At 32.3% G+C, this 22,573-nt stretch carries 14 protein-coding genes; 11 read left to right on the top strand and 3 right to left on the bottom strand.

The features are described from left to right. Position 1 precedes the first annotated feature (1 nt). Both FOF46_RS01830 and FOF46_RS01825 read left to right on the top strand, forming a co-directional pair. Positions 2–472: a Fur family transcriptional regulator gene (locus tag FOF46_RS01830; RefSeq protein ID WP_109437052.1), complete on the top strand. Its 471-nt coding sequence runs from the start codon at positions 2–4 to the stop codon at positions 470–472. Further along, positions 472–1,743, top strand: coding sequence for an adenylosuccinate synthase (locus tag FOF46_RS01825; protein WP_109437053.1), 1,272 nt, complete (start codon positions 472–474; stop codon positions 1,741–1,743). Before FOF46_RS01830 ends, FOF46_RS01825 begins: the two co-directional genes overlap by 1 nt. Positions 1,744–1,862: 119 nt before the next feature. Here FOF46_RS01825 and FOF46_RS01820 read toward each other — a convergent pair whose 3' ends face one another. Beyond that, entirely contained in the window at positions 1,863–3,242 is a 1,380-nt protein-coding gene (locus FOF46_RS01820; protein ID WP_143915296.1) for a TolB-like translocation protein, read from the bottom strand. A 490-nt stretch (positions 3,243–3,732) separates the two neighbouring features. Between FOF46_RS01820 and FOF46_RS01815 the strand changes: the two genes are divergently transcribed. The 9 genes from FOF46_RS01815 to FOF46_RS01775 all read left to right on the top strand — a co-directional run bounded on the left by FOF46_RS01815 (position 3,733) and on the right by FOF46_RS01775 (position 18,047). Next, on the top strand, positions 3,733–5,502 hold the full coding sequence (locus FOF46_RS01815) for an OstA-like protein (protein ID WP_143915295.1): 1,770 nt from the start codon (positions 3,733–3,735) through the stop codon (positions 5,500–5,502). Positions 5,503–5,645: 143 nt separating this feature from the next. Then, the gene (locus FOF46_RS01810; protein ID WP_143915294.1) at positions 5,646–6,821 is read left to right on the top strand and encodes an aspartate aminotransferase family protein; all 1,176 of its coding nucleotides are present in this window, start codon (positions 5,646–5,648) and stop codon (positions 6,819–6,821) included. A 347-nt stretch (positions 6,822–7,168) separates the two neighbouring features. Further along, entirely contained in the window at positions 7,169–8,560 is a 1,392-nt protein-coding gene (locus FOF46_RS01805; RefSeq protein ID WP_109437056.1) for a tetratricopeptide repeat protein, read from the top strand. A gap of 86 nt (positions 8,561–8,646) precedes the next feature. Next, the gene (locus FOF46_RS01800) at positions 8,647–9,612 is read left to right on the top strand and encodes a DUF368 domain-containing protein (RefSeq protein WP_109437057.1); all 966 of its coding nucleotides are present in this window, start codon (positions 8,647–8,649) and stop codon (positions 9,610–9,612) included. A 5-nt stretch (positions 9,613–9,617) separates the two neighbouring features. Beyond that, positions 9,618–10,643 (top strand): DUF368 domain-containing protein, encoded by a 1,026-nt coding sequence (locus FOF46_RS01795; protein ID WP_244299550.1) that lies wholly within the window; start codon positions 9,618–9,620, stop codon positions 10,641–10,643. Continuing rightward, positions 10,640–11,371 (top strand): shikimate dehydrogenase family protein, encoded by a 732-nt coding sequence (locus tag FOF46_RS01790; protein WP_109437058.1) that lies wholly within the window; start codon positions 10,640–10,642, stop codon positions 11,369–11,371. Before FOF46_RS01795 ends, FOF46_RS01790 begins: the two co-directional genes overlap by 4 nt. A 140-nt stretch (positions 11,372–11,511) precedes the next feature. Then, on the top strand, positions 11,512–13,749 hold the full coding sequence (locus FOF46_RS01785; RefSeq protein WP_143915293.1) for a DUF349 domain-containing protein: 2,238 nt from the start codon (positions 11,512–11,514) through the stop codon (positions 13,747–13,749). Between the two features lie 8 nt (positions 13,750–13,757). Next, a complete protein-coding gene (locus FOF46_RS01780) occupies positions 13,758–14,387 on the top strand; it encodes a class I SAM-dependent methyltransferase (RefSeq protein ID WP_143915292.1) in 630 nt (209 codons plus the stop codon). Positions 14,388–14,612: 225 nt separating this feature from the next. After that, positions 14,613–18,047: a starch-binding protein gene (locus FOF46_RS01775; RefSeq protein WP_143915291.1), complete on the top strand. Its 3,435-nt coding sequence runs from the start codon at positions 14,613–14,615 to the stop codon at positions 18,045–18,047. 88 nt (positions 18,048–18,135) lie between these two features. On the opposite strand, the gene FOF46_RS01770 is transcribed toward FOF46_RS01775, so the two are convergent. Together FOF46_RS01770 and FOF46_RS01765 are read right to left on the bottom strand one after the other, a co-directional pair. Continuing rightward, positions 18,136–19,569, bottom strand: a complete 1,434-nt coding sequence (locus tag FOF46_RS01770) for a tetratricopeptide repeat protein (protein ID WP_109437062.1) — start codon at positions 19,567–19,569, stop codon at positions 18,136–18,138. Between the two features lie 24 nt (positions 19,570–19,593). Next, complete coding sequence (locus FOF46_RS01765; RefSeq protein WP_143915290.1) at positions 19,594–22,401, bottom strand: TonB-dependent receptor plug domain-containing protein; 2,808 nt, start codon at positions 22,399–22,401, stop codon at positions 19,594–19,596. Between the last annotated feature and the right edge of the window lie 172 nt (positions 22,402–22,573).

Below are 22,573 nucleotides of genomic sequence, written 5' to 3'. Positions count from 1 at the left end.
TATGAGTACTAAAGCAACTACACAAAACGATCAAGTTATCGTTAAAAATGTGTTTACCAGTTTCTTAGAAGAAAATGGTCACAGAAAAACACCCGAAAGATACGCTATACTTCAAGAGATATATGAAAGTGATGAACATTTTGATATAGAATCATTATATATCAAAATGAAAAACAAAAACTATAGAGTTAGTCGTGCTACTCTATATAACACTATAGAACTCTTACTGGAATGCAAATTAGTAAGAAAACACCAATTTGGGCAAAATCAAGCTCAATACGAAAAATCATACTTTGATAGACAACATGATCACCTAATTCTAACCGATACAGGGGATGTATTAGAATTTTGTGATCCTAGAATCCAATCTATAAAGAAAACAATCGAAGAAATTTTTGATGTAGACATTACAAATCACTCTTTGTATTTCTACGGCACTAAAAAGAAACCAACTAATCAACAAGACAACTAATGGCTGTAAACTTATTACTTGGTCTTCAATGGGGAGACGAAGGTAAAGGAAAAATTGTAGACGTTCTTACAAAAGATTATAATATTATTGCACGATTTCAAGGAGGACCTAATGCTGGTCATACTTTAGAATTTGATGGAATTAAACATGTACTCCATACTATCCCAAGCGGGATTTTTCATGACAAGGCTATTAATCTTGTCGGTAATGGTGTTGTAATCGACCCTGTTATTTTCAAAAAAGAATTAGATAATCTTGATAAGTTTAATTTGGATTACAAATCCAAATTATTAATATCCAGAAAAGCACATTTAATTCTTCCAACACACAGAATTCTTGATGCCGCATCTGAAGCCTCTAAAGGGAAAGCCAAAATAGGCTCTACTTTAAAGGGAATCGGCCCTACTTATATGGATAAGACAGGTAGAAATGGTATTCGTATTGGAGATTTAGAATTAAGTGATTGGAAAGAACGCTATCGTACCTTAGCTAATAAGCACGAAGCTATGATTGATTTCTATGATGCCAAAATAGAATACGATTTGGAAGAATTAGAACGTGAATTTTTTGAAGCTGTAAAAGTATTAAAAACGTTAACTTTTATTGATAGCGAAGAATATTTACATCAAGCTCAAAAGGATGGTAAAACAATTTTGGCAGAAGGTGCTCAAGGATCATTATTAGATATAGATTTTGGAACCTACCCTTTTGTTACATCATCTAATACTACCGCAGCAGGTGCCTGTACTGGCTTAGGTATAGCTCCAAACAAAATCAAAGACGTTTTTGGAATTTTTAAAGCATACACTACTCGCGTTGGTAGCGGACCATTTCCAACAGAGTTATTTGACGAAGATGGAGAAACTATGGCTCGTGTAGGACATGAATTTGGAGCAACAACTGGAAGACCAAGAAGATGTGGATGGTTAGATCTTGTTGCTTTAAAATATGCTGTTCATGTTAATGGTGTAACCAAATTAATGATGATGAAAGGTGATGTTCTAAGCGGGTTTAAAACCTTAAAAGTATGTACTGCATACACATATCAAGGTAAAAAAATCACTCATTTACCTTACAATATTGAACCTGAAAATGTAACTCCTATATACACAGAGATGAAAGGTTGGTCAGAAGATCTAACTGAAATGACAGATGCTTCTCAACTACCAAAGGAATTGAATGATTATATTACTTTCTTAGAGAAAGAACTAGAAACTCCAATAACAATAGTTTCTGTTGGACCAGATAGAAAACAAACTATCCATAAGTAAACTACAAAAAATAACATTTCGATGTGATTGCATATCACATCGAAATGTTATTAAAATATTATAAATCTCTCTTAGAATTTCAAGAAATTAAAACAGCTTTTTAGCTTTAAAAGCTATCTTTATAATGAAGTTGTACTAACTTTACTAGGTTTAAGTTTGATAACTCTTTCTAGTTTTAATCTGGTTTTTGGCCTACTATCTTCATAGCTCTCAGGAAACGATGTTACTTGCCTAAATCCATAAATATCGTCATCACCTTTTCCCCCTTTACGATTACTTGCAAAATATCCACTCTTATTTTCTTCATTAATAATAAAAGTGAAATCATCTTTAACACTATTAATTGGCTTTCCTAAATTATAAACTTTAATTGAGCCATTTCTTTTAGGTATTGTCATAAAAATATCCAATCCTCCAAAACCTTCATGTCCATCACTTGCAAAAAAGAGTCTACCTTTATCACTTATATAAGGAAAAGTTTCTCTCCCAGAAGTATTAATTTGTTTCCCCAGATTCTTTATTGTTCCAAAGCTTCCATCTTCTTTTATCTCTACTACATACAAATCAGATTTACCATTACTTCCTGGCATATCACTAGCAAAGTATAAGAATTTTTCATCAGGAGATAGTGCGGGATGAGCTACAGAATATTCATCACTACTAAATGGCAATTCTTCAACACTTCCCCATTTTCCTCTATCATATCTTGCTCTATATATTTTTAACAGCACTGTTCCCTTTTCATCTGTTTTTGATTTTCTTTTAGAATAGTTATTTCTTGTAAAATAAACTGTTTTTCTATCTCTACTAAAAGTTGCAGATGATTCATGAAACTTTGTATTTATATCCCCCTTTAATCTAGTTATACTCTTTTCATCGGTTTTTACTGTATTCGTGGCATATAAATCTAAAAAAGGTTGATTATTCCATTCATGAAGTATTGTAGAATAGTTATTCTTATTTCTTGAAGAAGCAAAAACTAATTCATTTTGATAAAAACTAGGCGCATAATCAGAGTACTCTGAATTTATATTTAAAACATCAATAATAAAATTTGCAGATTTATCCTCGGATGATGAAATATCATAACCTATTGTCGTATTACTTATCTCAACTTCGATTTCGTTATTATCATCACTGGCATACAACAAGGGAAGCGCCTCAATCTCTTCAATACTATTTTCAGTACTTTTCAGACTATTGAAATACTTGTTCTGATATTCAGGTGTTATTTGTTTTGGATATAAAGATTGTAAAACCTCATACCATCTTGCAGCTCTTTCCAATTCTCCATTAAAGTAATATGAATCTCCTAGTTTTTCATATAACTCCATTGATGAACATCCCTTTTCTAATGCTTTTAAATACATCTTTCTAGCCTCTATAAAGGCATAGTTTTTAAATGCATTATTTGCTTTTTCTAACTGCTTTTCCTGAGAAAATACAGCTCCCCAAAAAAACAAAAAAAATAGAGCCCCAAAGTTTTTTTTCAAAAACATCTATTATTTTTTTGTCAATAGTGTCCCGATCTATACTCTTTTTCCTTAGTAAAAAGCACATCAATATCCCAAGTGATTTCTATAACACTCACTAGAATACATAGTCCTGATTTAACTAATAAATAAAAAAAGTTAATGATGCTATCCCCATAGCACCTATCGTACCCTTTTGTTGTTTTCTATCGCAATTTACTGATGCTTAAGCAGATCAAGTGTTAAAAAAATCGAAAATTTATTTATTTAACTTTTTTTCGCTCATAATTTTAGACAAATTTAATGCTCTTCATATCACACGTGTTCCCATTTTCATAAGCTTTATGATCGTTTTTTAAGCTATGTTTTTATGAAATTAAATAGAATTGACTTGTAAAAATGCAACATACAGTATAACAAACGGTTATTGATTAGTAGTAACTAAGTTTTTATTTTACGTTGTACGCCACAATCATTAGATACAATTTTCGTTATTTTGCATACAAATTTAAAACACTTGAAAAACAATTTTTTCTACATAACATTCGCTCTTTTGTTTTCTTTGGCATCTTTTGCTCAAGAAGCAAAACAAATTAAAGTGCAATCAGATCGTACAATAAAAAATGAAAACAGGTTTCCTGGAGCTACAATTTTAGCCAAGGTAAACAAACAGGTGTACATGCAGCATGAAGGAATTGAAATCTGGTGTGATAATGCTGTGCACTATGGTGCAGATAAATTTGTCAAGGCATCAGGTAATGTAATTATAAAGCAAGGAGATACGCTGACAATGACTAGTAAATATGCAGAATATAATGGGAATACTCAATTTGCATATGCTCGGGATGATGTTTTCATGGAAACTCCGTCTAATACATTACGCACAGATACTTTATTTTTTGACAGGTTAAAGCAACAAGCATATTATAGAAGTGGAGGAACTGTAAAAGATTCTTCAAATACATTAACAAGTCAAATTGGTCGTTATTTTATGGATAGAAAGCAATATTCATTTAATACAGCCGTAAAAATTGTTAATCCAGAAAATACAGTGGACTCTGATCGTCTGGACTATTATACAGAAAATGGACATGCTTACCTTTATGGACCTTCTACGGTTAAAGGAAAAGAGAGTACATTATATTGTGAACGTGGATTTTATGACACTAAGGTTAAAACAGGATATGCTATAAAAAATGCCCGAATAGATTATGACAAACGTACCGTATTTGGGGATAGTATATTTTATAACAGCGCAATTCAGTTCGCTTCTGCAACAAACAACATCAAGGTATTAGATACAGCTAATAATTCGCTAATCACTGGCCACTATGCAGAAGTATTTAAGGATAAAGATTCTGTATTTATTACCAAAAGAGCACTTGCTGCCACACTACAGGAGAAAGATTCTATCTTTATCCATAGTGATACACTCATGATCACAGGGAAACCTGAACAAAGAATAATGAATGGCTTTTATGACGTAAGGATTTACAAGAGTAATATGAGTGGTAAAAGTGATTCAATAAATGTAAATCAAACTACAGGATATACCAAAATGATAGGTAAACCTATTATTTGGTCACAGAGAAATCAAATGACAGGTGATACGATAAAAATTATTTCTAATACCAAAACAGAAAAACTAGACTCACTTATTGTATACCAAAATGCTTTTCTTGCACAAGAAGACACCTTAAAAGCAGGATTTAATCAAGTAAAAGGTCAAATCTTATACGGTTTGTTTAAGGATAATGAGATTTACCAAGTTGATATTGACAAAAACACGGAAACAATCTTCTTTCAAAGAGAAAGCGATGGAGAACTAAAACTTATTGGAATTAACAAAGTACTATCGAGTTCGATTAAGATGCTTTTAAATGATAGAGAAATCGAAGATGTTTATTATTATCAGAATGTTGATGGCACCTTATATCGCGAAATTGACCTACCATTAAATGCACGTGAACTTTCTGGATTAAATTGGCGAGGAGAAGAGCGCATTAATACTAAAGCAGATCTGTTTAAAGGAGAATCTCCTCCAAAACTCATAAAAATAACTGGAATACCCTTACCAAAAGACGAAGCCGATTTTTTTGATGAAGAAACAGTAAAACGATTAGAAGATAATAAATCTGAAAAATCACAATTGCTTGAACAAGAATTAAAAGATGCAGAACTTAAAAAAACTAATGAAGAGCTCGATTCTATTCCATCTCAAAAATTCATAAAAGAAGAAATCAAAACTGAAAAGAAAAAAAATCAAAAAAAAAACTTCTTTTATTGATCAAGACCTTGCTCGCACCCCTAAACAAAGAGATAGTATTACTGTAACCACGCTACAATACTCTGATAAGAAACCAAAAGACAGTATCAGAAATTAAGTATAGAAATAGAACAAAGCACAGATTGATTTACTAATAATATATTTTGAAACAAAATTTTTTCAAATATCAAGCACAAACTTCTCCTCACCCTTTGGCTATGGAGGTTTCTCATGCTAATGGTAGTTATATCTATGATATAGAGAATAAAAAATATCTTGATTTTGTTGCTGGCGTATCTGCATGTAGTTTAGGACATAGACATCCTAAGGTTGTAGATGCTATAAAAAAACAACTGGATAAATACCTTCATGTAATGGTGTATGGAGAATACATTCAACAACCAGCAGTTGAACTCACTCAACTTTTGGCGAATCATTTACCTTCTCCATTAGAAAAGACATATTTAACTAATTCGGGTACTGAAGCTATAGAAGGATCTCTAAAACTTGCAAGAAGAGCTACAGGACGAAGTCAAATTATTGCTGCAAACCTAGGATATCATGGAAATACAATGGGATCTATGAGTGTAATGGGCTATGAAGAACGTAAACAAGCGTTCAGACCTCTCATTCCTGATGTTTCCTTTATATCTTTTAACAAAGAAGAAGATTTAAAACATATAACAAACAAAACAGCTGGAGTTATTCTTGAAACCATACAGGGAGGGGCAGGATTTATTGAACCTAAAAATGAATACCTTAAAAAAGTAAGAAAAAGATGTACAGATGTCGGTGCATTGCTTATTCTTGATGAAATCCAGCCGGGATTTGGAAGAACAGGCACATTATTTGGTTTTCAAAATTATGATAGTGTTCCTGATATAGTTGTTATGGGTAAGGGAATGGGAGGAGGCCTACCAATAGGCGCTTTTACGGCCTCTACAAAAATAATGAACCAGCTTCAGGACAACCCTAAACTAGGCCATATTACAACTTTTGGAGGTAACCCTGTAATTGCATCTGCCGCTTTGGCAACATTACGAGAAATTACAGAAAGTGACTTAATGGCAGCTACTTTAGAAAAAGAAAAGCTATTTAGATCCTTATTAGTTCATCCCCTCATTAAAGAAATACGTGGATTAGGCCTAATGCTTGCGTTAATAACTCCTTCTGCAGAGATCACAAATCAGGTTATTTTAAAATGTCAAGACAAAGGACTCATTCTTTTTTGGTTACTTTTTGAAACTCGTGCAATTCGCATAACCCCACCGCTTACTATATCTGAGAATGAAATAAGAGAAGGATGCAATATTATTCTTACTGTACTAGATGAGCTATAAAAATCTAAATTTTAAGACTTGATCACTAAAAAATCATTAAAAATATCGTATATTGAAGTATCTCATCCTATCTTTTCACAAATTCAGTATCACATAATAGCTTACAAAAAAGAAAAACTCTAATCCATTATCAATATAATGGTACGTATTTTGTTAATTAGTTTGTTAAAAACAATTGATCATCGAAGTATAATCATTCAATTTCATTTGTAATTTTAATACTGAGGAAATCAATAATGCGAAAATAGATTAAGTAATGGAGTTATTAAATACTCTCTTTTGTTGGGGAAAACAAAAAAAGTATTTTCACTGTTTTACAATTTATGAAGCATCTTTAATCAACGTGTATGAAATTTAACCGCGAAGAAGAAGAAAATAATTTCTCAATTACTCGATATGAGTCTATGCTGAGATCTAATGATGTTAAATTTTTTGATTCAGATGAGTTTGAATCTATAATTCATCACTATCTGGAAAATGGAAAAATTGCCAAAGCAAAAAAGGCAATTTCTCTAGGTTTATCTCAACACCCATCTTCCGTTAATTTAAAGTTATTACAAGTAGAAGTATTGGTTTTTGAAAACCGATTAGATAAAGCCGATAATCTTTTGGCACAATTACATGCTATAGAGCCAGAAAATGAAGAAATCTACATCCAGAAAGCAAATATTCTCTCAAAACAAAATAATCATGAAAAAGCTATAGAGCTTTTAACTATGGCTCTGAGCTATACCGATGATTCTGCCGACATATATTCTTTGGTAGGAATGGAGTATCTATTTATGGATGATTTTGAAAATGCTAAAATCAATTTTATGAGATGTTTAGAAGCAGATGATGAAGATTATTCTGCTTTATATAATGTGATATATTGTTTTGATTTTCTTGAGCAACATGAGGAAGCTATTGAGTATCTAAACATGTTCTTGAATAAAAATCCTTATTGTGAGGTAGCTTGGCATCAAGTTGGTAAACAATACTTTGATTTAAAAGAATATGATAAAGCATTAGCAGCGTTTGACTTTGCTATTATAAGCGATGAATATTTTATAGGAGCTTATCTTGAAAAAGGAAAAGTATTAGAGAAATTAAAAAGATATAATGAAGCTATAGAAAATTATAGAATCACTTTAGAATTAGATGATCCCACTTCTTTTGCACTATTAAGAATAGGAAAATGTCATGAGCGATTAGGAAATGATGATTTAGCCATTCAGCATTATTCTAAAACTGTACATGAAGATCCTTTACTCGATAAAGGATGGATCGCCATTACTGATTTTTATATGAGGAAACGCGATTATCAAAAAGCATTATATTATACTAATAAAGCAATAAACATTGATGGTGAAAATGTTTTATACTGGAAAAGGTATGCTAAAATTAACAATAGACTTGCTTTTTTTGAAGAGGCAGAACGTGGATATAGAAAAGCATTAGAATTAGGAAACTATGAAATAGAAACCTGGTTAAATCGCTTTGATATACTTAGGTTTTTAGGAGAATCTGATGCTGCTATACAAAGTTTACATCAAGCTATCGAATTTTACCCTGATAATCCCGAAGTACAATACAGACTTGCAGGATTGTATTATGAAATGCAAGATTATGAGAAGGGTGAATACCATATCAGAAAGGCTCTAGAACTCGACTATGAATACCATATTGTTTTAGAAGAACTATTCGAAAAGATTTTTAATCTTACTTTGGTTAAAAATATTATTTCAGAATATAAATAATTCTAAAAAGACCATTTTTTTTGTATTAGGTTTGATTGTAAAATTGCATACATTTGTTTTGATTAAAAACATCAAAAACAACACAAATGCAAAGAAGTCTTAAGGACTATTTGATAATCTCAATAAAAGGCCTTGCTATGGGAGCTGCAGATGTAGTTCCTGGGGTTTCAGGAGGTACTATCGCTTTTATATCCGGTATTTATGAGGAATTAATTGAAACCATTAACAGATTAGACATTAAATTCTTTTCAGTTTGGAAAAAAGAAGGCTTCCTAACATCTTGGAAGACATACAATCTTTCCTTTTTGACAGCTCTTTTCCTTGGAATAGCAATCAGCATCTTATCTCTTGCCAAATTAATAAAATGGCTACTCCATAACGAACCTCTTTTACTTTGGGCTTTTTTCTTTGGATTAGTCCTTGCCAGTATTGTTTATATAGGTAAACAAATCAAAGTCTGGAAACCAAAAGTAATATTGGGTATTGTTGTAGCAGCTGTACTCTCCTATTTTATAACGATAACAGAGCCTTTTGCCTCCCCAGATAGCAATTGGTATCTATTATTTTGTGGATTTTTAGCCATCATTGCAATGATATTACCAGGAGTATCGGGAGCTTTTATACTCCTGCTTCTAGGAGCATATCAAACATTCATCTCCATCTTAAATCAATTACGTGATGGATTAGTTACTATGAATATCGATCTTCTGTGGCAAGCTGTCTCTAAAATTCTTATCATCGGTATTGGTGCAATTGCAGGTTTAAAGTTATTCTCTAAAGTACTGAACTGGATGTTTAAAAATCATAACAATACCACTTTAGCTATACTTACCGGGTTTATGATAGGTTCTCTTAATAAACTTTGGCCCTGGAAAAAAGTGTTGTCATGGAGAACAAACTCTGAAGGACTTAAGGTTCCTTTTATTGAAAAAAGTATACTTCCAACACAGTATGAAGGTGACGCCCAGATCATCTGGGTTTTACTTTTTATAACAATAGGTTTTTTATTAATTCTTATCTTAGAACGTCTTTCTGTGAAAAAAGAAGACTAATACCTATGCAACAAAGTACCCGAACCTTTACTGATAGATTATTTCTTGTTATAAAAGGTCTTGCTATGGGTGCTGCTAATAAAGTCCCTGGAGTTTCAGGAGGTGTAGTTGCCTTTGTTGCAGGTTTTTATGAAGAATTCATTTACTCTCTTCAAAAGATTAATTTTAAAGCTTTTAAGTTGTTTATTAATTTTAGATTTAAAAGTTTTTGGAGATACATAAATGGTAGGTTTCTCGGATTATTGATTTTAGGAATGTTAATTAGTTATTTTAGTGTTTCAAAAATTCTGGATTACCTCATCATTCATTATGAATTATATGTCTGGGCTTCTTTTTTTGGAATGATAGTGGGTTCTATTTATTATATCGTAAAAGATTTTGATGATTGGAGTAGACGAAATATTTGTCTTATTATAATAAGTATAATAGTCGGAATTAGTATTAGTTTATTAGATCCTGCAAAAGAAAATGACAATCTATGGTTTGTATTTATTTGTGGTATTATTGGAGTATCAGGTATGACATTACCAGGATTATCAGGTTCTTTTATTCTCATATTACTTGGCAATTATGTATTATTACTTGTTGATTCTGTCAATGCTTTATATGATACCATTGCAGATCTAATTCGTTGGGATTTTTCTTTTACTGAAAACACCAATAGAATACGGTTACTAAAAGTACTTGTTGTATTTAGTATTGGATCTTTAACCGGTCTTGTCACATTATCGCACTTCTTAGGATATGTATTAAAACACTATAAAAGTGCAACTTTTGCTGCTATCATAGGGTTTATAACAGGCTCATTAGGTGTTGTTTGGCCTTGGAAATATAAAATTTACAAAACAGATACTTTAGGAAATACTCAAATTGATGCATTAGGCAATCCCATTTTAGACAACTATGATCGTTACTTTCCTGATTTAACCATTTTAGAAACCTATATAGGTCTTTTCTATATCATTGTAGGTATCGCTATTGTGCTATGGTTAGAGTGGTATGGTCAACGAACACAAAAAACTTCACAATGAAAAAAACATACGGTTTGCTAGGCAGACACATAGGGTATTCATTTTCCAAAAATTACTTTTCAGAAAAATTTGAAGAAGAAAACTTAGATTGTGAGTACAAGAATTTTGATATATCTCAAATAGAAGATGTAAAAGAAATTATTAACAATCCTGTGGTCAAAGGTCTAAATGTAACCATTCCATATAAGGAAGAAGTAATTTCATTTGTACATGATTTGGATCCCATAGCCAAAGAAATTGGAGCCGTAAATGTTATCAAATTTGATAAAGACAAAAGATTAAAAGGTTTTAATAGTGACTATTATGGATTTACTGAATCTCTAAAACCATTATTAAACAATACTGTAAAAAAAGCATTAATTCTTGGAACAGGAGGAGCTTCAAAAGCTATTGCTTATGCGCTTCAGCAACTCAATATCGAATATACATTTGTATCTCGAAATCCAGACTTTAATGAGCTAAGTTATACTAATTTGGATGAAGATATTATTCGAACATACACTCTAATAATTAACTGTACTCCATTAGGAACACACCCCGATGTCCAAAATTATCCCGACATCCCATACGAGTATATTACTAAAAACCATGTACTCTATGATCTTATATATAATCCTGCAGAAACTGTTTTTATGCAGAAAGGAAAAGAAAAAGGAGCTACAGTAACTAATGGATTACGAATGTTAATACTTCAGGCAGAAAAGTCCTGGGAAATCTGGAATACCTGATTTCTTAGTAAATTTTGTCATAAAATTCTTACTAAAATTTGTTATTACTACTCTTAAAACCTATCAATAACTTTGAGGTTTTCTAATATGTTAGTATCTTAGTCAGGCATTAAGCCGAGACAAACAAAAACGTTCACACAATGTCCACAAGCGATAACCTGCCTAAGGCAGATGGAAATGAAGAAAATAAGACTAAAGCTTTAGAAGTAAATTCTGAAACTTCAGATGTTGATGATAATAAAGAATTAGTTTCATCAGAGACAACAGATGAAACTCCTACTGAAACATCAATACAATCTAATGAAGAAAACCCTGAAGCATCTATTGAGATAGTCAATCCGCAAATTACAGATGCTGTAGAAGCACAACCTGAGTCTCAAAGTGATGAGACTAAAGAGTCTAATTCTGAAGAAAAAGAAGAGGAAAAGACAGAAACTCCTACAGAACAAGAAAGTGTTGAGGCAGAAAAAAATGAGAATACTCCTGAGGGTGAAGCCATAATTTCTAATAGTGCTGCAACTAAAAAAGAAGAAACTACAAAACCAGAAGTAGTTGTTGACGCTAATGATACTAACGAAAATGATCCTGATGAAATTCAGGATGAAATGAACGAAGCTGTTGCAGAACATAGTGAAGACGAAACTACTCAGGAACGTCATGATATAGAGAAGAAAGATTATCATGCCATGAATAAAGAGGAATTGATTAAAGAACTTAGAGACTTGATCAGGAATGAAAAAATTCAGGCAATTAAAGAGCATGTTGACGAAATCAAGAATGAGTTTAATGAAAAGTTTAATGAAGAAGTAGAACAGAAAAAAGAGGAATTTCTAGCAGATGGAGGAGATATAATTGATTTCTATTATTCTACACCTATAAAAAAAGAATTTAACTCTGTATATTTTGACTATAAAGAAAAACGAAATTCATATTATCAAAATCTAAAAAAAGACTTACAGGAAAACCTTAAACGACGATTAGAATTAATAGACGAATTAAAAGGTTTACTTAATGTAGATGAAAATATAAATACTACTTATAATCATTTTAAAAGTATACAAGAAAGGTGGAGAAACGCAGGACCAATTCCTAGAGATAAATACAATACAGTTTGGAACACTTATCACCATCATACCGAAAATTTTTATGATTTCTTGCACCTTAACCGAGAGTTTAGAGATTTAGATTTTAAGCATAATCTAGAGCAAAAACTTAAAATTATAGAACGAGCTACAGAACTAGCACAGGAAACAGATGTGAATAGGGCTTTTAGAGAATTACAGCTACTTCACAAAATGTGGAAAGAAGATTTAGGGCCGGTAGGAAAAGAATACAGAGAACCTATTTGGGAAAAGTTTAGTGCTTTAACCAGACAAATTCATGAAAATCGACAAGCGTACTTCAAAGATCTCGATAAAGTTTTTGAAAAAAACTTAGAGGTAAAAAGAGAAATTATTTCAAAAATAACCAAGGTCAGTTCTGAACACCCAAATAATCATAGTGGTTGGCAACAAAAAATAAAAGAAATTGAAGCTCTTAGAGATGACTTTTTTAAAGCAGGAAAAGTTCCTTCAAATGTAAATGAACAAACCTGGAGTGAATTTAAAACCGCTGTTAGGGATTTTAATCGCAATAAAAATGCATTTTACAAGAGTCTCAAAAAAGATCAGTTTGAGAATCTAAATAAAAAAATGGAACTGATTAAAATCGCTGAAGACAACAAGGATAGTGATGATTACTCCGTTACTACTCCACTCATGAAAAAAATTCAAGCTGATTGGAAAAAAATAGGTCATGTTCCTAGAAAAGATAGTGATCGAATTTGGAAAAGATTTAAAGACGCTTGTAATACTTATTTTGACAAGCTTCATGCAGAAAGAAATGAAGCTAATAAAGAAGAAGTGATTTCTCTAGAAAAGAAACAAGCTCATATTGAAGCTCTTAAAGAAATTAAACTTTCTGGCGATCCAGAGGCTGACCTTAGCACAATAAAAGACAATATTGCTATTTGGAAAACTTTGGGAAGAGTACCTTACAAAAAGAAAAACATAGAAGTAGAATATAATAAAGTCCTCGATAGCCTTTTTCAGCAGCTTAACTTAAGCCGTAAAGAAACAGAACTTATTAAGTATGAAAATAAGTTAAATACATTATCAGGACAAACAGATGATCGTGCACTTAGAAACGAACAGAATTTTATTCGTAAAAAAATCGAAGAAGTAAATGGTGAAATACGTCAACTCGAAAATAACCTTCAATTTTTCAAACATGCCAAGGATGATAATCCAATGGTAAGAGATGTTAAGAAAAATATTGAAAAACACAAAGAGAATTTAGACGTCTGGAAAGCCAAACTAAAGAAGATTAAACAACTTTAGTCATCATCATGCGATGTACACTCTGTAATTCAGAAACTATACTATATTCTGAAATACAAAATAAAAAATATTGCAAGTGTACTACATGTGATGGTATTTTACTTCATACTTCACATTTCTTGTCTGTCGTAGCAGAAAAAGAACGTTATGAACTACATCAAAATGATGTAACTGATTCTGGGTATCAAAATTTTGTGTATCCCATTATAGAGCAAGTACAAAATGATTATTCATCAAACCATAAAGGTTTAGATTTTGGGTCTGGAAGTAATTCTGTCATTACATATTTATTAAACAACAATAAATATCATATAAGCACCTATGATCCTTTTTTTGACATCAATGATGATGCTCTTAAAAAAAAGTATGATTACATTGTTTGTTGTGAGGTAATGGAGCATTTCTATTCTCCTAGTAAAGAATTTAAACTCTTACACTCTATTCTACTTCCTAATGGAGCTCTATACTGTAAAACTAATCTGTATGACTCTTCAATTGATTTTAAAACATGGTGGTATAAAAATGATACCACACATGTATTCTTTTATTCTTCAAAAACACTGCATTGGATAAAAGAAAAATTTCAATTCAAATCCTTAGAAATCACAGATAATTTTATCGTTTTAAGAAAAGAGTAATATTAAGTTTCTCTTATTCACAATATTTAAAGCTGAAATAATAACACTTTTTACAAGTATAAAAAGAGTGTTTATTATGTATTTGTTAACACGAAAACGTTTTCGTCTATCAATCTGGTAAAACGCTTTCAAGATTTTATCTAAATTGTCTTTTTACAAAAAAAAAAAAATTAAATGAAAAACAAATAGTTACAACCAATTTATTTCACACAAACACACACACTAATGAAAAATTTACTACTTACTTTATTTTGTACGGTATGTACAGGAGCCATATACCTGTCTCCATTATCGACTAGCAGTCAAACCGATTTTAGAGAAGAAACTATTTACTTCTTAATGACCTCCCGTTTTTTTGATGGAGACTCTTCAAATAATGCTCCAACAGAATGGTCTTCTTACAACCCTGACCCTTTAATAAATCCTACAATTACAGATCCAAATGATGTCACGTGGAGAGGAGATTTTAAAGGTCTTATACAAAAACTAGATTACATCAAAGATTTAGGGTTCACTGCAATATGGATTACCCCTATAGTCCATAACCGAAGTCCATTGGATTATCATGGATATCATGCATGGGATTTTACCAAAGTTGATCCTAGGTTAGAATCTCCTGGTGCTACGTTTCAGGACCTAATTAATGAAATTCATGCTCGTGATATGAAAATTGTTTTGGACATTGTCACAAACCACTCAGGGAGATTTGGAATAAAAGATGTAGCTGAAATCAAATACAATACTGACCCTTCAGCTACCTGGTACGCTCCCGACAACTCTAATTGGGCATATGATGGATTAACTCCTAATCCAGAAGATGGTTTAATCTGGAGTAGAGCCAATTTAGCTAAAATGCCCCCTCCCTATAATCAAAATTTGGAAGCATTTAATTTCCCCAGTAAAGAAAACTATGTTGATACTTCTGATCCAAACTGGTATCATCACTCCGGAAATGGATTCGCTCAAGGGTTTGATGATGTAGAAAACCTACAAAATCGTGCTTTAGCTGGGGATACACCAGACTTAAATACCGGAAATCAAGTAGTCAGAGATTACTTGGTTAATGCCTATACTACATTTATTAATATGGGAGTAGATGCTTTTCGATGGGATACGGTAAAACATATGAGCAAAGAAGATATCTTATACTTCTATGATGCTTTTAAAGCTGTAAATCCAGATCTATTCATCTTTGGCGAAGTAGCACAAAAACGTCATGAGTTACACCCAGTCGAAGAAACAAATCCTCATTATTATACCTGGCGAGGTGCAGTAAACAATTCTGCTCCTATAGATTTAGCTGTAATAGATTTTTTCGGAGAAGCAACTTTTCATGGTACTTTTGAAGAAGGACAATCATTTCCTACAGTAAAAGCCGCTGCCAGATATGATAACCTGTATAGCGATCCATCTACATTAGTAACCTGGTTAGATAATCATGATTTTGGACCTAACAACGACTGGAACAGACGTTATGGGGGTTCTGATGAAAATCTAGCCGCCTGTATGAATTTTATGTTCACCTGGCGTGGAATTCCCACGGTATACTATGGTACGGAAATGCGCTTCAAAGCTGGAGAATTTAATGATATTCACGATGCTTCGGGTATTCAAAAATCTATTGATGAGACTGGTAGAGCCTATTACGGAGATATTATGGATCAAGCTCCGGGGCACAAAATATATAAACATATTAAAAAATTGAATGCAATTCGTAAAGCTGTTCCTGCATTACAAAAAGGAACGTGGAGTTGGAAAAATGCTCCTGGAAATGCCGTTGCGTATCGCCGTGTTTTTCAGAATAGTGAAGTTATAGTAGGCCTTGCAAAAGATGGGGACGCTTCTTTTTCTATTTCTGGAATGACCAATGGTATTTATAGAGATGCTGTTACTGGTAGAGAGATTGCCGCTACTAATGGTAATCTGAATTTTAGTGTAACTTCAGGTTCTGCAGGAATTTATGTTTTAAACGGTCCGGGATTAATTGGAAGTTGTGGTGGTGGTTTTTTTGAAAACTGCGTAAATGGACCTATACAACCTACTGCTATCATTAATCCAAATATTACTAGGTCTGAAAATCCAATTCAAGTAACCTTAGAAGGTATTGGAGGTGCTGGAAGTCCTTATACAATTTATTACACTACCAATGGTCAAATCCCTAGTAATAGTAGTACAAGATATACTGGGACTTTTACAATAACCGAATCCGCTTTAATCAAAGCTATTGTATATGACAAAAACGGCCTTGTATCTGACATTTCAACAAAAAACTATAGCATTGGCCCTATCGAAGGTTTACAAATACATTTTAAAAAACCTGCAAACTGGTCGCAAGCAAACGTTCATTACTGGAATGAACTCCCAGATGTCTTAACTACTAGCAATTGGCCTGGTCCACAAATGACAAGAATTGAAAATTCGGATTGGTATACCTACATTTTTGAAGGAGTAGAAAGTATTAACCTTGTGTTTAATGATAATGGAGGATTAAAAACCAATGACCTTTCTAGAAATAAAGATGGATGGTATGACAATGGTCAATGGTTTGATAATCAACCGGGAAATAATTCTAACACACCTCCTTCTCTTACTATGTCTCCTAATGGTGGTTCATTTAAACAAGGAGAATCCATTTCAGTAACTTTAAGTGCCACAGATAATACTCCTGGCACAAATATATATTACACACTAAATGGAGATGATCCGTCTACCTCATCTAGGCTATATACTTCGGAAATTATAATTACTGAAAACACAACAATACAAGCAATTGCATATGATTCTGAAGGTTTGGCATCTAATACAGTTAATAATACGTTTACCTTCTCAACTTCAACAGAATCAATGACTATACATTACAAAGGTTCTTTGAACAACCCTAATTTATATTTTTGGAATACAAGTCCATCAGTAATAAATACTAATTGGCCTGGTGTAAACATGACCGAAGCAAGCAATGGTTGGTTTACATATACATTAGACGGTGTTTCTTGTACTAATCTTATTTTTAACACTAATGGAAATAATCAAACTGAAGATCTTAATCGATGTGGTAGCGGGTGGTATTTTGAAGGAACATGGTATGATACAAATCCAGAACAAGTATCAGAAAACCTAACTGTCTATTTTAGGTCAGATTCTTATTCTTCTCCAACTATTCATTATTGGGACCTTACACCTTCACAAAATAATACAATGTGGCCAGGTAGTCTTATGACAGATAATGGAGATGGGTGGTATAGTTATTCATTTGCAAATACTTCTTGTGCGAATATGATCTTTAGTAATAATGGAGCTTCACAAACATCTGATCTTTTAAGATGTAAAAATGGTTGGTATTATAATGGGACGTGGTATGATAACAAACCAAATCGTAACAAATTAGATACCTCAATTTCTAGTTCACAAATTACTATTTCTCCAAACCCTATTAATGAAAATTCAATAATACAATGGTATACTAAAAATAATGACAACAAAATTAAAATTGAAATTATAGACGTATATGGGGTTACTCAAACTATTTATAGTAAAATAACTACTAGTGGGAAACATACTATTAATCTAAGTGAACATATGAATTCAAAAAGTTCAGGAATCTATTTTTGTAAAATGACTATTGATGATCATACTTTACTGAAAAAAATAATCAAACAGTAAATCTTTATATTTTGCCCCCTATATAAATGAAATAACCCACCAGTAGTAAACTGGTGGGTTATTTTTTAAAATTAAATTATTTCAAAAATTAATGAAATGGTAATACTTGATCAGATGATTTATTTGCTACCAAAATAGCTGTTAAATCTATTGTAGTATTAGCTATTCCCGCATCAGCATCGTAAGTTATAGCATCCAAATCATTTTTTACTGCATCAACAAACGGAGGAATTACAGCTATAGTACCAGCATCTCCTTCAGAAACATTTTCATTTAATAAAATCTCGTTAAGATCCATAACTAACTTTACTCCCATATCTGCAAAACGAATACCTTCTGCAATAAAAACTTCCTGTCTTGTTCTATAAAGAAGTTCTAAAGCTGCATCGTCATTAGCCATAGCATCTATTTCTGGTTGTGTTAGTGAAGTTCCTGAAACTGAAGATACCATAACACTAGTATCTCTATCTAAAACCAAATTAGGTCTACCATTTACTACAACACCAGAATTATTTGGTCTTGAACCTGGTGCTCTTTGAGTTCTACCTTCTGTTGTGTCATCAATTGTTCTAACTTCTCTAGTCCCAATTAAAGCTAACAAATCTGTCATATTTCCTTGTGCAGCTAAAGCATTACCATCTGATAAATTGGCTTCTGCCAATATAAAATATGCCTCTTCTGCTTTAAGATAATATACAGGAGCATCCTCTTCTGGTGTAAGAAAAGAATATTTAGGATCAAGAAAATCTAACGTCGGCAATGGTTGTAAATCATCAAAAATAGCTCTTTCATATAATGCATTTTCAAAAATGTTAACCGCTGGTTGTGTAGTAGTATCTGTTTCATCAAATCTAGCAAATCTTACAAAATCACTATCCATTGTAATAACCATTTGAGCATCAGCAACAGCTTCAACTTTTCTTCCCAAATAGTAATAAGCTCTTGCTCTAGCTAAATAATATTCGGGTTGACTATTATTTCTTTCGATTGCTGAAGTAAAAGAAGCAATAGCACTTGCATAGTTTTCTTCTGTTGTCAAAGGCACTGCACCTGGTTCTTCAGGTATTCTTGAAAAATACATCCCAGCAAACAAGTTTGACATACCTTTAAAGAAATAATACTCAGCCTCTGTATCTTCACTATATAATGGATCTTGAGGCCCTACTTCTTCTAAACCAAAATCTGCCATCTCTCTTAATCTGGCAAGGTCATTTTGGGTATCTCTCATATCAGGGTCATCTATTCTAATTTCCAAATTATCCATAAATTGATTATAGAAAGTCTGTGTATTCACATAATTATCTGATCCTAGTTCTGATAAGATTAATATTTCGTTAAGGAAAAGAGACATCTGTCTGTCCATACCCTCTAACCAAACACCAGAAGAATTGGATTGTCCTAAAAACGAATCTTCTAATAAGTTTGGATTTTCTACAGAGGTAAAATCTGTCGCATCTTTAAGATCATCTGTACAGTTGACCAATAAAGTAATTGTTAATAATATAATTAATAGCTTTTTCATCGTATTCTTCATCTTTTAAGTTAATTAAAACTGAAACTTCAGTGAAGTTAAAAATATCCTTGGAGCTGACTCCGTTCCATAGGCAAAACCTCCACTGGAGAAACCATTTTGAGCAGCAATTCCAGAACCAGTAATTTCGGGATCAGCAGGTCCAGATGTCCAGTTGAATGGATTTGTTGCTGTAAACCCAAGAATTACATTAGAAAAAGGCTTTAATTTATCTCCAAAAGAATATGTAGCTCCTATATTCCTTATTTTCACAAAGTCATTGTCAAAAACAAAGAAATTAACATAATTAAATGGACTTGTTGTTCCAACAAGGTCATCAGGTATACCAGTATTATCAACTCCATTTAAATGTCTTAGCAAGAAATTTAAATCTACATAGCTACCTCCAAACTGATAATCACCAGTCATAAAAAGATTAAAGTTTTTATATTGATAATTTATTCCAAACGATCCAAAATTAGGAGCAAAAGTATCACCTAAAGCATCATTAGGAGTAAAAGTAAATGTCCCATCGGCTGCTCTGGTTGCAGAAGTTCCTCTTAAATAACCTAAACTTTGTCCCTGTTCTATTACAGAACCAATTACATTAAACCCTCCTACTACGAAAGCAGGTGAACCTCCACTATCTTCTACAGAGTTATCATTGGTATTGTATGAAAAATTAACACTTAGTAAATGATCACTAGTTTTAATTACGTCTGCATTTAAAGCAAATTCCCATCCACTGTTTGATATTTCTCCAAGGTTAGTTACCTGAGCTCTTAATCCAGAAGAAGGTAAAGCATTAGGAACAAATAGGGCATCTTCTGTTTTCCCATCATATCTTGTACTACTAAAATTGATTCTGTTATTTAAAAAACCTAAGTCAAGACCAAATTCTGTAGTTTTAACTCTTTCAGACACTAAATCAGTGTTACCAGGCTGATCAAAACGAACAGCTAAGCCGCCAAGGAAAACATCAGGTACAAATGTTTTAACCTCTGAAAAAGGTTGTGCAAAATTGGTAGCTTCACCATAATTTGCTCTTAATTTGATACTAGAAAGAATGTTACTCATACCACTCTCTGAATAAAAATCGTGATCTGATATGTTATAAGTAATACCAACTTTTGGAAGAAATAACGGGTCTGTATTAGCACCTGCAGAAGTATTTTCATCTAATCTTCCTCCAAATTCTAAAAAGGCAACATCATATATTCCTATATTTTCTAAAAAATATAAACCATAGTTAGCATTCTCTAATACAAAATCTCTAGCTACCTGAGTAGGAAAGAATCCAATTCGAGATGTACCATCTACACCACCCGATCCTTCTATTCGATTCTGTCTATCTGTATTTCTAAAAAACTGTCCTCCTAATATAGTAACAAAAGAAAAGTTATCAAGTGCTGCCTTATGAGTTACATTTAAATCTCCAGTTACAATAAAATTATTTCTTGTAGCTCTTGTAAGAGCACCTCTATCTGATGTTCCATCAGGAAAAGCGCCTCTTGAGATTTGTAATGCATTTGATACAGCTTGATTTTGGACCACGGTTCTATAATCTATACCAAGAGTAGCATTAACTTGTAAATTATCATTTACATCATATATAAACTTATTCGAGTTGGTAAAACGATTTATTGTTGATTCATTACTCGTTAAAGCACCTATTAAAGCATAATTCTCTCTAATAGGAGCAAAATCAGTATCAGAAATAACATCCAAATCACCCAAGTCACCACCTTCAAAATCTGAGAATCTTGCATTACCACTATTTGCATTAAAATCCAAATTAGTCTCTGTTCCTACATATGAAAAAGAAGCTTGATATCTAAGTTTATCAGTTACATTAGCATTTAGACCGAATGACAAACTTCTTCTTACTTGTTTATTAATATCATTAAAAGAGTCATCAGCGTAGATACTTCCTCCAAAATTATAAGTGACCTTATCTCCACCACCATTTATACCAACTCTATGTTCTAAAGATAATCCTGGCTCAAAAAAGGCTTCAGCCGTTCTATCATATTTTAAAAAATCTTCAGTTGCTTTTATTACACCAACTCTGGCTTCATAAAATATCTTAGATTTTCCTTTAGTACCTTTCTTTGTAATAACTTGAATAACACCATTCGCTGCATCTGCACCATATAATGTTGTAGCAGCACCTCCTTTTATATATTCTATCCTTTCAATAGATTCTGTAGGGATATCTGCTAGAGCTGATACAGATGCTCCACCTGTAACAATACCTAGCTGAGCATTTGAATTCAAATTATCAACTCTAACACCATCAACTATTACAATAGGCGTAGCTGAAGTTGAGGCAGATATTGCACCTCTAGTTCTAATAATTGCTGCAGTACCTGGTTGTCCAGAACTTAATCTAATTTGTGCACTAGGTGTTGTAGATTGAAGTAATTGGTCTATTTGATTAGAAGGCAACTTATCAATCTCATCTGCTTTTAAAACATCTACCGTAGTAGATAATTTTCTTTTAGCAATACCAGAACCTTGTCCTGTAATAATAACTTCTTCTAATTCTGAAGCAGAAGCTGATAATTTCATATTAATTGTATCGCTATCCCCAACAACTACTTCTTTGGTTTCAAAACCAACATAACTAAACGAAATTACTGCTCCTCGATTTACCGATATAGAGTAATTTCCATCAAAATCGGTTTGCGTTCCCCCACTAGTATTCTTGACAATAACATTAACGCCCGGAAGCGGTAATCCCTGGTCATCTGTGACAGTTCCTGACACATTTTTTTCCTGAGCAAATGATAAACTACATACAAAGAAAAAAAACATTAGAAACTTGTAATAATGTACTTTCATAGATAAAAAATTTTTCAAAAAATTATACTTAAGTTATTAGATATAATCATAAAAAGGAAGGGGTGGAATATTTTGATGGCTAACTCAAATTTACTCTCACAAAACTTGAACAAAGTTTAAATGGAAATAATAACATTCGCCCTTCCTAAATTATGATTACAAGATCAAAGAA

Source organism: Aquimarina algiphila (assembly GCF_007489275.1).
Lineage (GTDB): Bacteria > Bacteroidota > Bacteroidia > Flavobacteriales > Flavobacteriaceae > Aquimarina > Aquimarina algiphila.
Note: the sequence above shows the minus strand (reverse complement) of the source record. Positions and strands in the feature narration are given on the sequence as shown.

Bases quoted from the DNA above. Each gene is read 5' to 3' on its own strand.
- FOF46_RS01785 (WP_143915293.1), top strand. From the start codon at position 11,512: ATGTCCACAAGCGATAACCTGCCTAAGGCAGATGGAAATGAAGAAAAT.
- FOF46_RS01795 (WP_244299550.1), top strand. From the start codon at position 9,618: ATGCAACAAAGTACCCGAACCTTTACTGATAGATTATTTCTTGTTATA.
- FOF46_RS01830 (WP_109437052.1), top strand. From the start codon at position 2: ATGAGTACTAAAGCAACTACACAAAACGATCAAGTTATCGTTAAAAAT.
- FOF46_RS01800 (WP_109437057.1), top strand. From the start codon at position 8,647: ATGCAAAGAAGTCTTAAGGACTATTTGATAATCTCAATAAAAGGCCTT.
- FOF46_RS01765 (WP_143915290.1), bottom strand. From the start codon at position 22,401: ATGAAAGTACATTATTACAAGTTTCTAATGTTTTTTTTCTTTGTATGT.
- FOF46_RS01790 (WP_109437058.1), top strand. From the start codon at position 10,640: ATGAAAAAAACATACGGTTTGCTAGGCAGACACATAGGGTATTCATTT.
- FOF46_RS01820 (WP_143915296.1), bottom strand. From the start codon at position 3,242: ATGTTTTTGAAAAAAAACTTTGGGGCTCTATTTTTTTTGTTTTTTTGG.
- FOF46_RS01780 (WP_143915292.1), top strand. From the start codon at position 13,758: ATGCGATGTACACTCTGTAATTCAGAAACTATACTATATTCTGAAATA.
- FOF46_RS01775 (WP_143915291.1), top strand. From the start codon at position 14,613: ATGAAAAATTTACTACTTACTTTATTTTGTACGGTATGTACAGGAGCC.
- FOF46_RS01825 (WP_109437053.1), top strand. From the start codon at position 472: ATGGCTGTAAACTTATTACTTGGTCTTCAATGGGGAGACGAAGGTAAA.
- FOF46_RS01770 (WP_109437062.1), bottom strand. From the start codon at position 19,569: ATGAAAAAGCTATTAATTATATTATTAACAATTACTTTATTGGTCAAC.
- FOF46_RS01805 (WP_109437056.1), top strand. From the start codon at position 7,169: ATGAAATTTAACCGCGAAGAAGAAGAAAATAATTTCTCAATTACTCGA.